General features: G+C 73.4%; 14 protein-coding genes. 10 read left to right on the top strand and 4 right to left on the bottom strand.

Translation table 11 applies throughout. The features are described from left to right. The 3 genes from sucB to B7P34_RS13870 form a co-directional block, all read left to right on the top strand. Positions 1-967: 2-oxoglutarate dehydrogenase, E2 component, dihydrolipoamide succinyltransferase (gene sucB, locus B7P34_RS13880; protein WP_106676332.1), on the top strand; the 967-nt coding region annotated here is incomplete at its 5' end. A gap of 171 nt (positions 968-1,138) precedes the next feature. Then, positions 1,139-1,762 carry a GntR family transcriptional regulator gene (locus B7P34_RS13875; protein WP_106676330.1) on the top strand — a complete coding sequence of 208 codons (624 nt, stop codon included), beginning with the start codon at positions 1,139-1,141 and terminating at the stop codon, positions 1,760-1,762. A gap of 182 nt (positions 1,763-1,944) precedes the next feature. After that, on the top strand, positions 1,945-2,910 hold the full coding sequence (locus tag B7P34_RS13870) for a helix-turn-helix transcriptional regulator (RefSeq protein ID WP_106676328.1): 966 nt from the start codon (positions 1,945-1,947) through the stop codon (positions 2,908-2,910). A gap of 151 nt (positions 2,911-3,061) precedes the next feature. On the opposite strand, the gene B7P34_RS13865 is transcribed toward B7P34_RS13870, so the two are convergent. After that, the gene (locus B7P34_RS13865; protein WP_106676326.1) at positions 3,062-4,003 is read right to left on the bottom strand and encodes an SDR family oxidoreductase; all 942 of its coding nucleotides are present in this window, start codon (positions 4,001-4,003) and stop codon (positions 3,062-3,064) included. Positions 4,004-4,172: 169 nt separating this feature from the next. Between B7P34_RS13865 and B7P34_RS13860 the strand changes: the two genes are divergently transcribed. Further along, positions 4,173-4,691 (top strand): DUF4240 domain-containing protein, encoded by a 519-nt coding sequence (locus B7P34_RS13860; protein ID WP_106676324.1) that lies wholly within the window; start codon positions 4,173-4,175, stop codon positions 4,689-4,691. 102 nt (positions 4,692-4,793) lie between these two features. Here B7P34_RS13860 and B7P34_RS13855 read toward each other — a convergent pair whose 3' ends face one another. After that, the gene (locus B7P34_RS13855; protein WP_189382751.1) at positions 4,794-5,285 is read right to left on the bottom strand and encodes a GNAT family N-acetyltransferase; all 492 of its coding nucleotides are present in this window, start codon (positions 5,283-5,285) and stop codon (positions 4,794-4,796) included. A gap of 73 nt (positions 5,286-5,358) precedes the next feature. Between B7P34_RS13855 and B7P34_RS13850 the strand changes: the two genes are divergently transcribed. After that, positions 5,359-6,258, top strand: coding sequence for a TIGR01777 family oxidoreductase (locus B7P34_RS13850; RefSeq protein ID WP_223267829.1), 900 nt, complete (start codon positions 5,359-5,361; stop codon positions 6,256-6,258). Between the two features lie 173 nt (positions 6,259-6,431). Continuing rightward, entirely contained in the window at positions 6,432-7,775 is a 1,344-nt protein-coding gene (locus B7P34_RS13845) for an NAD(P)/FAD-dependent oxidoreductase (protein WP_106676319.1), read from the top strand. Between the two features lie 806 nt (positions 7,776-8,581). Here B7P34_RS13845 and B7P34_RS13840 read toward each other — a convergent pair. Continuing rightward, positions 8,582-10,078 carry a hypothetical protein gene (locus B7P34_RS13840; protein ID WP_223267828.1) on the bottom strand — a complete coding sequence of 499 codons (1,497 nt, stop codon included), beginning with the start codon at positions 10,076-10,078 and terminating at the stop codon, positions 8,582-8,584. Positions 10,079-10,303: 225 nt separating this feature from the next. On the opposite strand from B7P34_RS13840, the gene lipB reads away from it, so the two are divergent. The 4 genes from lipB (at position 10,304) to B7P34_RS13820 (ending at position 13,480) form a co-directional block, all read left to right on the top strand. Continuing rightward, positions 10,304-11,101 (top strand): lipoyl(octanoyl) transferase LipB, encoded by a 798-nt coding sequence (lipB, locus tag B7P34_RS13835; protein WP_106676317.1) that lies wholly within the window; start codon positions 10,304-10,306, stop codon positions 11,099-11,101. Positions 11,102-11,256: 155 nt separating this feature from the next. Next, positions 11,257-12,192 carry a lipoyl synthase gene (gene lipA / locus B7P34_RS13830; RefSeq protein WP_223267830.1) on the top strand — a complete coding sequence of 312 codons (936 nt, stop codon included), beginning with the start codon at positions 11,257-11,259 and terminating at the stop codon, positions 12,190-12,192. A gap of 309 nt (positions 12,193-12,501) precedes the next feature. Then, complete coding sequence (locus tag B7P34_RS13825) at positions 12,502-12,762, top strand: SCO2195 family GlnR-regulated protein (RefSeq protein ID WP_106676314.1); 261 nt, start codon at positions 12,502-12,504, stop codon at positions 12,760-12,762. A gap of 10 nt (positions 12,763-12,772) precedes the next feature. After that, the gene (locus B7P34_RS13820; protein ID WP_106676312.1) at positions 12,773-13,480 is read left to right on the top strand and encodes a DUF4191 domain-containing protein; all 708 of its coding nucleotides are present in this window, start codon (positions 12,773-12,775) and stop codon (positions 13,478-13,480) included. Between the two features lie 115 nt (positions 13,481-13,595). Here the strand turns inward: B7P34_RS13820 and B7P34_RS13815 are convergent, their stop codons facing one another. Continuing rightward, the gene (locus B7P34_RS13815) at positions 13,596-14,063 is read right to left on the bottom strand and encodes an RDD family protein (protein WP_106676344.1); all 468 of its coding nucleotides are present in this window, start codon (positions 14,061-14,063) and stop codon (positions 13,596-13,598) included. Between the last annotated feature and the right edge of the window lie 55 nt (positions 14,064-14,118).

Here is a 14,118-nt window from a genome sequence, read left to right as displayed (position 1 = left end):
GGCCGCTCCGGCTCCGGCCGCCGCTGCCGCCGTCACCGACGGCGCGTACGTCACGCCGCTGGTGCGCAAGCTCGCCGCCGAGAACGCCGTGGACCTCACCTCGGTCCAGGGCACCGGCGTCGGTGGCCGCATCCGCAAGCAGGACGTCCTGGCCGCCGCCGAGGCCGCCAAGGCCGCCGCCCCGGCCGCCCCGGCCGCCGCTGCTCCGGCCGCGCCGAAGGCCGCCCCGCTGCAGGCTTCGCCGCTGCGCGGTCAGACGGTCAAGATGCCGCGCATGCGCAAGGTCATCGCCGACAACATGATGAAGGCGCTGCACGGCCAGGCCCAGCTGAGCTCCGTGGTCGAGGTGGACATCACCAAGATCATGCGGATGCGCAACAAGGCCAAGGACGCCTTCGCCGCCCGTGAGGGCGCCAAGCTGTCCCCGATGCCGTTCTTCGTCAAGGCCGCCGTCCAGGCGCTGAAGGCCCACCCGGTCATCAACGCCCGGATCAACGAGGACGAGGGCACCATCACCTACTTCGACTCCGAGAACGTCGGCATCGCCGTCGACTCGGAGAAGGGCCTGATGACCCCGGTCATCAAGGGTGCGGGTGACCTCAACATCGCGGGCATCGCCAAGAAGACCGCGGAGCTGGCCGGCAAGGTCCGCACCGGCAAGATCAGCCCGGACGAGATGTCCGGCGCGACCTTCACGATCAGCAACACCGGCTCGCGCGGTGCGCTGTTCGACACGGTCATCGTGCCCCCGAACCAGGTCGCCATCCTGGGCATCGGTGCGACCGTCAAGCGCCCGGTGGTCATCAACCACCCGGAGCTGGGCGAGACCATCGCCGTCCGCGACATGACGTACCTGACGCTCTCCTACGACCACCGTCTGGTGGACGGCGCCGACGCCGCCCGCTACCTGACGGCGATCAAGGAGCTCCTGGAGGCCGCCGAGTTCGAGGCCGAGATCGGCCTGTAGTCCTCGCGGCACCGGCAGGACACCTTCAGGGCGCGGCCCCGGCTCGTTTCGTACGAGCCGGGGCCGCGTTCTTGTGCACCACCGGGATAATTGACCCCACCGCCCCACCGCCCCGCACCGCCGCACCACCGCGCACCACCCCCGCGTCACCCCGCGTCAGGAGCTCCTCCCATGGCCACACCCGTCGTGCACTCGCTGCGTGAGCAGATCCGTGAGCACATCCTCGAAGGGATCGTCGGCGGACGCTGGCAGCCGGGCGAGCGGATCGTCGAGCGGCGGATCGCCGCCGAGCTGGCGGTGAGCCAGACGCCGGTGCGCGAGGCGCTGCGCGAGCTGGAGTCGCTGCGGCTGATCGAGTCCTCGCCCAACAAGGGCGTCCGGGTCCGCGAGCTGACCGCCACGGACCTCAAGGAGAGCTATCCCGTACGGGCGGGCCTGGAGCAGGTGGCGGCGGAGCTGGCCGCGCCCGTGCTGGCCGAGGACGTCTCCGCGCTGGAGCCGGAGGTCGCGGCGCTGTACGTGGCGGACCGGGCGGGCGACGGGGAGGCGCAGGTCCGGCACACGGTGGCCTTCCACCGCGAGATCGTGAAGGCGGCCGGCAACGCGGTGCTGCTGCACACCTGGGAGTCGCTGGGCATCGAGGTGTGGACGACGCTGTCGATCCGCTGGCTGAGCCCGGAGCCGCGCGCGCACGCCGAGGACCACGCGGAGATCGTGGCGGCGTTCCGGCGGCGCGATCCGGCGATCGGCGAGCTGCTGAAGACGCACGTGCTGAGCTGCGCGCCGCAGATCTGAGGTCTCGATCGGGCCTCAAGGATTGATCGATCATCGATCAGGGGCGTACAGTCTCGTCCGAGCCGTCCGTGCGCCCTGTCCTGTGTCGCGGCACGGCTCAGAAGTGACGACAGGAGCCCGTGCGTCTTCCTGCCCTGGCTGCGCACCGGCTCCTGTCGCCACTCCCCCTTACCCTTTTGCTCATGCGCGCCGCACGGCTGATCAAGCTGGTCCTGCTGCTCCAGTCCCGGTCGTCCATGACGGGCGCCGAGCTGGCGGGGCAGCTTGAGGTTTCCGAGCGCACGGTCGCCCGGGACGTCCTCGCGCTGTCCGAAGCGGGCGTCCCCGTCTACGCCGACCGCGGCCGCGCGGGCGGCTACCGCCTCGTCGGCGGCTACCGCACCCGGCTGACGGGCCTCGGCCGTACGGAGGCGGAGGCGCTGTTCCTGTCCGGGGTGCCCTCCGCGCTGCGCGAGATGGGCCTGGCCGACGCCGCCTCGGCCGCCCGCCTCAAGGTCTCCGCGGCCCTCCTGCCCGAGCTCCGCGACGCCTCGGCGTCCGCGGCCCAGCGCTTCCACCTCGACGCGCCCGGCTGGTGGCGCGAGGGCGATCCGCCTCCCCTGCTGCCCGCCGTCGCGGACGCCGTCTGGGACGACCGCCGCGTCACGGCCCGCTACCGGCGGCGGGAGACGGAGGCCGAACGCGAGCTGGAGCCGTACGGGCTCGTCCTCAAGGGCGGCATCTGGTACCTGGCGGCGCGGGCGGCGGGCGGCTTCCGCGTCTACCGCGTGGACCGCTTCACGGCCGTGGCCGCCGGGGCGGAGCGCTTCGAGCGGGACGAGACCTTCGACCTGCCGGCGTTCTGGGAGGAGCGGGCGGCGGAGTTCGCCCGCTCGATCCTCCGCGACCGGGTCGGGCTGCGCCTCACCCCGGAAGGGGCGAGGCGGCTCCCCCACGTGACGGACCGCGCGGCGGCGGAGGAGGCGCTGGCGGCCGCGCCGGGCCCCGACGGCTTCGGCCGCGTCACCGTCACGCTGGCCGTGGAGTCCCTGGAGGTGGCCTACGAGCAGCTGCCGGCCCTCGGCCCCGAGGCGGAGGTCCTGGAACCGCCCGCGCTCCGCGAGCGCTTCGCGGAGGCGGCGGCACGGACGGCGGCGCTGTACGGCTGAACGTCCCGGACGGTCCGAGCCCGCGAGGCAGTCCTCCGGCTCATCCCGGCAATCACTCGGCCCGTCCCGGCAACCACTCAGCCTGTCCGGCGTTTGAGGACACCGCGCGTTCAGCGCGGCGGGGCGGCCCGGCCCGGGCCCCGGGTCACCCTCACCGGTAATCCTCCTCCCGCGGCTCCTCCCCCGCCTCCAGCGCCGTCATGTAGCCCCAGGCGTCCGGCCGCGTGCCGTCGGTGTCGGTGAAGCCGTAGACGCGGGCCAGCTGCCCGCTGGACAGCGACTGCCCGTTCCAGCGCGCGACCTCCGCGTCGCCGGCGAGCGCGGCCACCGCGCGCCCGACGTAGACGGGGCTCTCCGAGATGCAGAAGTGCGGGTCCTCCGCGAGGGCGTCGCGCCAGGTCTCCTCGGTCACCTTCTTGTACGTGTCCAGCATCGCCTCCGACCGCAGGTATCCGGGCGTGAGGCTGACCGCGGTGCAGCCGAGGTCCCGGAGCTCCTCGGCGAGCCCGCGGGCCATCCGGATCGGCGCGTACTTGGCGAGGTCGAAGGCGAGGTGGCCGCGGTACCTCTCGTTGAAGGCGGCCGTCCCGTCGGTCATCTCGACCACCAGCCCGCCGGGCCGCCGGCTCAGCAGCGGCAGCGCGTAGCGGCTGGTGGTCAGGTGGGAGTCGATGCCGAGCCGCAGGATGCGCAGGTCGGCGTCCAAGTCGTGCTCCCACGACTTCCTGCTGAAGGCGTCGGGGAAGCCGACGAGGTGGTCGCCTCCCCACAGGCCGTTCACGAGCACGTCCAGCCGCCCGTGGTCCCGCTCGATGCGGGCGACGACGGCCTCCACCTGCCCGGGTTCCAGGTGGTCCGCGGGCACGGCGATGCCCGTGCCGCCGGCCGCCGTCACCAGTTCGGCCGTCTCCTCGATGGTCTCGGGCCGCCCGACCTCGCTGCGGTGCTCGCGCGTGGTGCGCCCGGTCGCGTAGACGACCGCGCCGGCCCTGCCGAGCTCGATCGCCACGGCGCGGCTCGCGCCGCGGGTGGCTCCCGCCACGAGCGCGACCTTGCCCGCGAGCGGCCGGTCGTCCTGTGTGCGCGTACCCATGTCCTCGGGTCTCCTCTCGTCGGTACGCCGTGACCCTGTCACCGAATCCGGACACCTTCTGTCGTGTTTCACGCGTCACACCGCGCCCGGTGACACGCCCCGATAACGAGACGGCCGCATCCGCCGCGCTCCGCGTGCGGGGCGGGGTGCTTGGCCCGATGCTGGTGGCGTGGACGAGACGGAGTTCTGGGAGCTGATCGACGCCACGCGCGAGGCTGCCGAGGGCGACGCCGAGGACCAGGCTGACCTGCTGGTCGACCGGCTGGTGCAGCTCGATCCCGAGCGCGTGCTGGACTTCGCCCGGCACTTCGAGTCCCGCTACAACCGCTCGTACACCTGGGACCTGTGGGGCGCGGCGGCCATCCTGCTGAGCGGTGCGAGCGACGACGCCTTCGACTACTTCCGGTGCTGGCTGATCGGCCAGGGCCGGGAGGTCTTCGAGGGCGGGGTGCACGACCCGGATCACCTCGCCGAGCTCCTGGAGGACTTCGACGAGGAGGTCGACGGGGACGGCGAGGACCTCGGCTACGCGGCCGACGAGGCGTACGAGCAGCTCACCGGGGCGGAGACCCCGGACCTGGGGCTGCCGGACCAGCCGGCGGAGCCGCTGGGGACGCCCTTCGACCCGGAGGACGAGGCGGCGCTGGCCGAGCGCTTCCCCCGCTTGTGGGAGCGCTTCCGGGAGTGACGGCGCCGTCGGCCGCGGCCTTCCAGGGGATCGCGGTCTTCCGGGAAGTCGCGGCCTTTCAGAAGATCGGGTTCTCTCAGAGGGCCGCGGTCTTCCACGAGGTCAGATCAGCGACCGGCCCATGAACACGTCGTCCACGTAGACGCCGTCCAGCAGGAACTCCCCCGGCAGCACGCCCTCCACGGCGAAGCCCTCCGCCTCGTAGAGGCTGCGGGCGGGCGCGTTGTGCCCGAGCACGCGCAGCGTGAGCCGGGTCGCGCCCTGCCGGCGGGCCTCCTCGCCCGCCGCCCGCAGCAGCGCCCGGGCGATGCCGCGCCCGCGGAAGGCGTCGTCCACGACGAGGCCCTGGATCTGGCGCACGTGGGCGTTGACGGCGAGCGGCGTGGGCGGCACCAGCCGTATGTAGCCCGCGGGCCGGCCGCCGGCCTCGGCCACCAGGATCTGCTCGGGCCGGGTCCGCTCGGTGAAGAAGGGCTCGTAGGGCGGCTCGGGGCGCGGCTGGACGGCGTGCAGCGTGGACCAGGTGCGGGCGTCGAGCTCCGCCAGCGGGCGGTCGTCGGCCTCCGTGGCCGTACGGATGATCGGTTTCTCCATGGGGGTCACTGTGCCAGGCGCGCCCCGCACCTCCTGTGTCATTTTTTCCGGGGCCGCGGGCAGGATGGGGCGTATGCGGATCGCGATCACCGGTTCCTCCGGGCTCATCGGCACGGCGCTCGTGCGCTCCCTGCAGGCGGACGGCCACGAGGTGGTGCGCCTCGTGCGGCGCCCGGCGCGGGCGCGGGGAGAGGTCTCCTGGGACCCCGTGCGCCAGAGCGTCGACGCCGCCGGGCTCGCCGGCTGCACGGGCGTGGTGCACCTGGCGGGCGCGGGCGTGGGCGACCACCGCTGGACGGCCGCCTACAAGAAGGAGATCCGGGACAGCCGCGTCCTCGGCACCGCCGCGATCGCCGAGGCCGTCGCCTCCCTCGACACCCCGCCGCGCGTGCTGGTCAGCGGCAGCGCGATCGGCATCTACGGCGACACCGGCGACCGGCTCGCCGACGAGAACACCCCGCCCGGGCACGGCTTCCTCGCCGACGTCTGCCAGCAGTGGGAGGAGGCCACCGTGGCCGCCGCCGAGGCGGGCGTACGGACCGTCTACGCGCGCACCGGGCTCGTCGTGTCCCGGCGGGGCGGGGCGTGGGGGAAGCTCTTCCCGCTCTTCCGGGCCGGGCTCGGGGGGCGCATGGGCAGCGGCCGGCAGTACTGGAGCTTCATCGCCCTGCAGGACCACGTCGCCGCGCTCCGGCACCTCCTGGAGGACACGTCGCTGTCCGGGCCCGTCAATCTGACCGCGCCCCATCCGGTCACCAACCGTCAGGTCACCGAGGTGATGGGGCGGGTGCTGCACCGGCCGGCGCTGCTCCCCGTGCCCGCGCCCGTGCTGCGGGCGGCCCTCGGCGAGATGGCCTCCGACGTGCTGGGCAGCCAGCGGGTCGTGCCCCGGCGGCTGCTGGACTCCGGGTTCTCCTTCGCGTGCCCGGACGTCGAGAGCGCCGTACGGGCGGCGCTGGCGGACACACGCTGACCATGGACCGCGCACGGGACCGCCGGCCGTGCTACCCGCCGTGCGACCGTGCCCTGTCCGTGCGCGACTGTTATTGACCGAATTTCTCTCTACGGTCATGTCAAATCGCGCATCGGCGCTGCCCGTTGAGGGCATCAGGGCACCGAGCGAGCGGACCGAACCCGGGAGGGCACGTGCTCAGCAGCGCACGCGACACCGCCATCGACGCCGACGTCGTCATCGTGGGAGCCGGCCTCGCCGGGCTCTCAGCGGCCCACCGGCTCACGGCCGCGGGAGTGTCGGTCATCGTCCTGGAAGCCGCCCCCCGCGTCGGCGGGCGCATGACCACCGACCGCGCCGACGGCTTCCTGCTGGACCGGACGGCCCAGCTGCTCAACACCTCCTTCCCGGAGCTGCTCCGCACGCCCGGCCTGGACGCCCTCGTGCTGCGGCCGTTCACCCCCGGAGTGCTCGTCCACGCCGACGGGCGCAACCAGCGCACCGGCGAACCCCGCTCCACGAAGCGCGCGTTCCCCACGGCCCGGGCCTTCGCGACCGCGGCCCGCGCCTCCCGGGCGGGCCGGGCGACCCGGGCCGGCGGCCTCGACCAGGCTCGCCTGGGCACCGCGCTGGGCCGCCTCGCGGCGCTGCCCGCCCACCGCGTCCTCGCCCGGCCCGACCGGCCCACCGCCGAGACGCTCGCCGGACGCGGCCTGCCGGCCCGCACCGTCGAGGGGTTCCTGCGGCCCCTCCTGGCGTCCCTGCTGTGCGACCCGGACCTCACCACGTCGAGCCGCTGCGCCGACCTCGTGCTGCGGGGCTACGCGCGTGGCCGCCTCTGTCTGCCGGCCGGCGGGGCGGACACCGTGCCGGCGCTGCTCGCCGCGCTGCTGCCGCCCGGCACGGTGCGGACCGGCGTCCACGCCAAGGCCACCTGCACGACCTCCGTGTCCACTGCCGGGCACGGTGAGCTGCGCTGCCGCTCGGTCGTCGTGGCCACCGGGGCGCGCGCCGCGGCCGAACTCATCCCGGGCCTGCGGATGCCCGGCTTCCATCCGGTGACCGTGCTGCACCACACCGCCCCCGAACCGCCCTTGCGCGAGGCCTCGCTCATCATCGCCGGGGGGCGGCGCGGGCCCGTCGCCCACACCATGGTGGCCAGCGAGGTGGACCCGTCGCGGGCGCCCGAGGGGCGGCCCCTGATCACCTCGACGGTGCTGGGCGCGGCGGCCTCGCTGCCCACCGCCGAACTCGACCGCGCCGCGCGGGCCCAGCTCGCCCGCGTCTACGGCGCCCCCACCGGCGACTGGCAGCTCCTCGCCGCCCACCACGACCCCGAGGCCGTCCCGGCCATGCCGGCCCCGCACGACGTCCGCCGCCCGGTGCGGCTCCTGTCGGGCCTCTACGTCTGCGGCGACCACCGCGACACGAGCACGGTCCAGGGCGCCCTCTTCTCAGGCCGCAGGGCGGCCCTGGCAGTCCTCCGGGACCTGGGCATCCGAGCCCCACTGGACTCGGAGGAACTGCAGGCGGCGTAGAGCCTCCGGCGGGGCTCCTTCCCGTACGACGCGGCTTGTACGGCACCGCCGGGGGGTTGCTCACCGCTGCGGCGGGGCGCTCGTGCCTGCGGCACGCAAGCTGACCGAGGTGGCTCGTCGCACGGCACCGCCGGGATCCCCGGCGGGGGCTGATCACCGTCGCGGCGGAGCGTTCTTGCCTGCCCCGAGCCGCCTGCGGCAGCGAGCCGCCGAAGCCAAGAAGCCCGGGCTTCTTGAACCCGCCGTAACGGCGCCAAGCCGAGACGGCGGAACCCGGCGGTGCCGAACAGACGTCAGGTTCCCCGGGCCGCCCCCGAGCCGGCCAAGGCACCACCGGCGTCCAAGAGGCCCCGGCCTCTTGAATCCGCCGCCACGGCGCCCAGCCCCCACCGGAGGCGATCGGCGGTGCCGGAAGAAGCTCAACCCCGGCCCGATCCCGCCGCGCGAAGACACCCCCTCCGCCCGAGTTCAAGAGGCCCCCGGCCTCTTGAATCCGCCGCATCGACGATCAGCCCCCACCGGAGGTGCCCGGCGGTGCCGAACGGGGCTCAGCCCCAGCCTGACGCCGCCGGACGAGGCCACCCCTTCCACCCGACCTCAAAGGGCCCCAGCCTCTTCAACCCACGCCAACGGCACCAAGCCGAAACGACGAAGCTCGGCGGAGCCGCACAAGCCGGAGCCCAAGAGGCCCCGGCCTCTTGAACCGGCCGCCACGGCACCCGGCCCCCACCGGAGGTGCCCGGTGCCGAACCACCCCGGCCGGGGCCGCCGCCCCTCAGAGCCCGCCGCAGGCGAACCGGCGGGCTCTAAAGGGCCGCCACCTTCTCCCGGTACGCCCGGACCGCCGCCGCGTCCCGGTACGGTTCGAGCCGGCGCTCGAAGTCCCGGATGTACTCCAGCGCCCGCACCGACCGCATCTCGGCCGCCGCCTGCGCCGCCTCCGCCCCCAGCTGGCACGCCTGCTCCAGCTCGCCGAGGCCGAGCCGCGCCGTGGCCAGGACGACGCGGCAGAAGAGCCGACTGCGGGCGTAGGCCTGGCTGCGGAGCTGCAGGGAGCGCTCGGCGTGCTGCGCCGCGGCCCGGTACTGCTGGAGGTCGCGGTGGCAGTGCCCGAACTCGTCGGCCAGCTGGGCCTCGTCGAAGAAGCGGGCCCAGTACGGCACGTCGTCGCCCGGGCGGGCGGACTCCAGCGCCCGTTCCGCCCGCGCCAGCGACGCCGAGCAGGCCCGTACCTCGCCGAGCACGCCGTGGCCGCGGGCCTCCACCGCGTGGAGCAGCGACTGCACCACGGACGGGGCGCTGGACCCGATGCCCTGCTGGGCGACCCGGGCCAGCTGGACGGCTTCCCGGCCGTGGCCGAGGTAGACCGCCTGCCTGCTCATGGTGACAAGCACGTAGCTGCCGTAGGAGCGGTCCCCCGCGGCCTGGGCGAGCCGCAGTGCCTGGACGAAGTACCGCTGCGCCAGCCCGTGCGCGGCGATGTCGTACGACGTCCAGCCGGCGAGCCGGGTGAGGTCGGCGACGGCGGCGAAGAGCCGGCGCCCGGTGGCCTCCCCGTACGTGCCGCGCAGCATCGGCTCGGCCTCGTGCTCCAGGTAGCGCACGAGGGCCTGGCGGGCGTGCCCGCCGCCGTACGCGTGGTCGAGCGTGCGGAAGAGCTCGCCGACCGAGCGCAGCGCAGCGATGTCGCCCATCGAGACCCGGCCGCCGGGCCCGCGCTCGACGTGCCGCTGGCGGGGCTGGTGCGCGCGCCCCTGGGCGGGGACCCGCCCGCCCTCGGCGGCGGGGGCTCCGCGGGCGACCCGCTCGTCGGCCCGGCCGATCAGCCAGTCCCGGCTGGGCACGACCAGCCCGGCCGGGGTGAAGGCGATCTTCCGGAGCTCGGTGTGGCTGCCGGAGTCCTTGCGCCAGAGGCCGCTGACGATGTCAATGGCCTCTTCCGGGGACGCGGCGAATTCGAGCCCCGCGTACACCGGGGCGCAGGCGTCCAGCCCCAGGTCCTGCGCGGACAGCCGCCGCCCGAGCCGCCGGGTGAAGACTTCGGCGATCAGCGCCGGGGTGGTTCCGCGGGGCTGCTGGCCGCGCAGCCAGCGGGTGACGGACGTCTTGTCGTAACGCAGGTCGAGGCCGTGCTCAAGCCCTAACTGATCGACTCGCCGAGCCAGCCCTGCGTTGGAGAAGCCCGCCTCCGCGATCAACGCGGCGAGCTGACGGTTGGGGATGCGCTGCGGGGGTCGTTCCGTCATCAGCCTGCCGGTCTCCCTGATCTCGTTCTGGAACGGCGCGAACTTAGCGGTCCCCAACGCCCTGATCGCTCCCTTCGCCCCGCATTCATCCGATCGTGTGAGGACAGATCAAATAGACCCGGACGGCGGGCCGAGCTGCCCTGCCCTCCGGGAGCGCCCTCGGCGCGGCCTCCGCCCGCCGTGCGCCGCCCGCCTGCGGCGATGTCGGCGGGCGGCCGTACAGTGGCAAAGGAGCACGTTGGAGAAGGCCGAAAAGGGCTGAAGAGGAGCTGAGGAGCCGCCGTGAGTGAGCTGCGCTTCGTCCACCTGGGCTTCGGGGCGGACGCCGTCGAGTATCAGGAGGCGTGGCAGGAGCAGCGGCGGGTCCACGCCGCCCGGTTCGCGGACGAGATCCCGGACACCTGCCTGCTGCTGGAGCACCCGGCGGTCTACACCGCGGGACGGCGCACGGAGGACAGCGAGCGCCCCCTGGACGGTACCCCTGTGGTTGACGTCGACCGCGGCGGGAAGATCACCTGGCACGGCCCGGGCCAGCTCGTCGGCTATCCCATCCTGAAGCTGCCCCGCCCGGTGGACGTGATCGCGCACGTGCGCCGGCTGGAGGAGGCCCTCATCCGCGCCTGCGCCGAGCTCGGCCTGGAGACCACGCGCGTGGAGGGCCGGAGCGGTGTCTGGGTGCTGGGCGATCCCGTCGAGGAGCGCCCCGCGATCGGCGGCCTGTCCCTGGACTTCGACCCGCGGCTGACGGACGAGGAGTTCGACCCCAGGCTGAACGGGCCGGAGTACGCCCCGTCCAACGCCGGCCAGCGCCGTGAGGACCGCAAGCTGGCGGCGATCGGCATCCGGATCGCCAAGGGCGTGACGATGCACGGCTTCGCGCTGAACTGTGATCCTGACAACACCTGGTTCGACCGGATCGTGCCGTGCGGCATCCGGGACGCGGGCGTGACCTCCCTGTCGAACGAGCTGGGCCGGCAGGTGACCATCGCCGAGGCCCTGCCGCTGGTGGAGAAGCACCTGCGGGAGGTCCTGGAGTCGGCGGAGCCGCGGCCGCGGCCCGTGGCGGCCGGGGCGAGCTAGCCCGGCCGGTGGGGGGAATGCGTCCGGGGCTTCATGAGTTGCCCAGGGCACAGGAATGACCAGCGTAGGAAATAACGGGCGTACCCTGGTGTCCGCCGAGGAATCGAAGTCATAGGGAGCCGGACGTGTCGGCAGTCGCACCCGACGGACGCAAGATGCTGCGCTTGGAGGTCCGGAACGCCCAGACCCCCATCGAGCGCAAGCCCGAGTGGATCAAGACGCGGGCGAAGATGGGCCCCGAGTACACCTCGCTGCAGGGCCTGGTGAAGCGCGAGGGCCTGCACACCGTGTGCCAGGAGGCGGGCTGCCCCAACATCTACGAGTGCTGGGAGGACCGCGAGGCCACGTTCCTCATCGGTGGCGACCAGTGCACCCGGCGCTGTGACTTCTGCCAGATCGACACCGGCAAGCCCCAGGCCCTGGACCGGGACGAGCCGCGCCGCGTCGGCGAGTCGGTCGTCACGATGGACCTGAACTACGCCACGATCACCGGCGTCGCCCGCGACGACCTGGCCGACGGCGGCGCCTGGCTGTACGCGGAGACCGTGCGCCAGATCCACCAGCAGACCGCGGAGCGCGAGGGCGGCCGCACCAAGGTCGAGCTGCTCGCCCCGGACTTCAACGCGGTCCCGGAGCTGCTGGAGGAGGTCTTCGCCTCGCGCCCCGAGGTCTTCGCGCACAACGTCGAGACCGTCCCCCGGATCTTCCGCCGCATCCGCCCCGGCTTCCGCTACGAGCGCTCGCTGGAGGTCATTACCAAGGCCCGCGAGGCCGGCCTGGTGACCAAGTCCAACCTGATCCTGGGCATGGGCGAGGAGCGGGCCGAGGTCAGCGAGGCCCTGCGCGACCTGCACGAGGCGGGCTGCGAGCTCATCACCATCACCCAGTACCTGCGGCCGTCGCCGCGGCACCACCCGGTGGAGCGCTGGGTGAAGCCGCAGGAGTTCGTCGAGCTGAAGGACGAGGCGGAGGAGATCGGCTACGCCGGCGTCATGTCCGGCCCCCTGGTCCGTTCGTCGTACCGGGCCGGCCGCCTTTACCAGCAGGCGATGGAGCGGCGCGCCGCCGCCCCGTCGGCCCAGGCGGTCTGACCTGCCGCTTCGGCTCTGCGCATGCTTGTGGACGCGGCCCGTGTCGCCCCCACCGGACGGTGGGGGACGGTACGGGCCGCGTCAACGTTTCATAGGTGTTTGACCAAGAGGTCATCCATTGGTAACACCGTTCCGTGACGATGGGGGCACGCACAGCAGTTCCCCATACGCGCATCAGTCCATACATTCTTCGTCCGCACATCTTCGTCCGCACGTCACGTTCTCTGCTCGTACGGCCCTTCCCCGCCGGTACGCACTTCCAGCCCCCCGCTGCCCACTGTTCACTTCCGCTCCCGAGGGGACAACGACATGCAGGCCGCGCCCGCCCACGCAGCCACGGTGACAGCCACCCGCGCCGCTTCCACCCTGCCCGCCACCCTCTCCGTACGGCCTCCGTCCGTCACCGGCGCCCTGCGGGCCCTGGAGGGGCTGCTGATGCGCCGCGGCCAGCGCACCGCACGGCGCAACGCCTGGACCGCGGTGCTGGAGGACCGCCGCCGGGCCAAGGACCGGCGCGAGGCGCAGCACGTGCTGGAGGCCGTGGCGGCCCCCGGTCCTCAGGCGACGTAAACTTCGCCTTATGGCGAGGAAGGCAACACCTGAGAAGCAGGCCGAGAAGCAGGCTGAGAAGCAGGGGCGACTGCAGCAGATCGTCCTGTCCTACAAGATGACGCGCGAGGCCGACCCGAAGGTCGGTCTGATCGTCGCCGGCGTGGGCATCGTGACCCTCGGTGTTCTGCTCGCCGTGGGCTTCGCGATCGGCCACCCCGTCTACCTGGGCATTCTCGGCGTCCTGCTGGCGTTCCTCGCGATGGCGATCGTCTTCGGGCAGCGCGCCCAGCGGGCCTACAACAGCAAGATCGAGGGCCAGGTGGGCGCCGCCGCCTCCATCCTGGAGCAGCAGATGGGCCGGAAGTGGACGACGACGTCCCCCGTCGCGTTCACCCGTGAGGGCGACATGGTCCACCGCGCGGTCAGCAAGGCCGGCATCGTGCTCATCGGCGAGGGCAACCCCGGCCGGGTCAAGGGCCTGCTGGCGGCCGAGAAGCGCAAGATGGCGCGCGTCGTGACGGACGTCCCGGTGCACGACTTCATCATCGGCAACGCCGAGGGTCAGCTGCCGCTGAAGAAGATGCGCATGACGCTGGCGAAGCTGCCGCAGGTGGTCCCGGGTGACAAGGTCACGGCGACCACCGACCGGCTGCGGGCGCTGGGCGACCCGATGAAGAACATGCCGATCCCGAAGGGCCCGCTGCCCAAGGGCGCGCGGATGCCGAAGGGCCGCTGAGGAAGCGGAGCGAGCATGCACATGAGGGCGGGGCCGGAATCTGATTCCGGCCCCGCCCTCGTTTGCGCCGGGTGGGCTTGCGTCGGGTGGGCTTGCGCCTGGTGGGTCTGCGGCGTCAGACCCGCACCTGCACGGCGCGGGCGAGGCGGTCGTGGAGCCCGCGGGTGTCGCGGTCCCAGATGACGGCCGGGATGACGACGGCGAGGAGTACGCTGCGGAAGAGGACGCGGGGCAGGGAGAGCCGTCCTCCGCCCTCGGCGACGACCCGCAGCCCGAGGAGGCGCTTCCCCGGGGTGCAGCCGATCGTACCGACAGTGACGACACTGAGTACGAAGAAGATCAGCAGGGCCCAGTTGCCCGCCGCCTGGGGCTTGCCGTCCGCGAGGAAGGCGTAGGCGATGAGCATGCACAGCGCCCAGTCGATGAAGATAGCGCCGAAGCGCCGGCCGAGCGGGGCGATGGAGCCGGGCCCGTCCGCCGGGAGCCCGAGGCGCTCGCCCCGGTGCCCGAAGTCGACGCCCATCTCCTCGGCGGCCGCGCGCGGGCCGGAGAGCCACGAGCCGATTGCTTGCCTGTTGTCCACCCGTCCACGGTACTGCGCCCACATTCGTACCCCCCGGCCCGGGGGTCGCCCGCCC

Source organism: Streptosporangium nondiastaticum (genome assembly GCF_003011965.1).
Classification (GTDB): Bacteria; Actinomycetota; Actinomycetes; order Streptomycetales; family Streptomycetaceae; genus Streptomyces; species Streptomyces nondiastaticus.
Note: the sequence above shows the minus strand (reverse complement) of the source record. Positions and strands in the feature narration are given on the sequence as shown.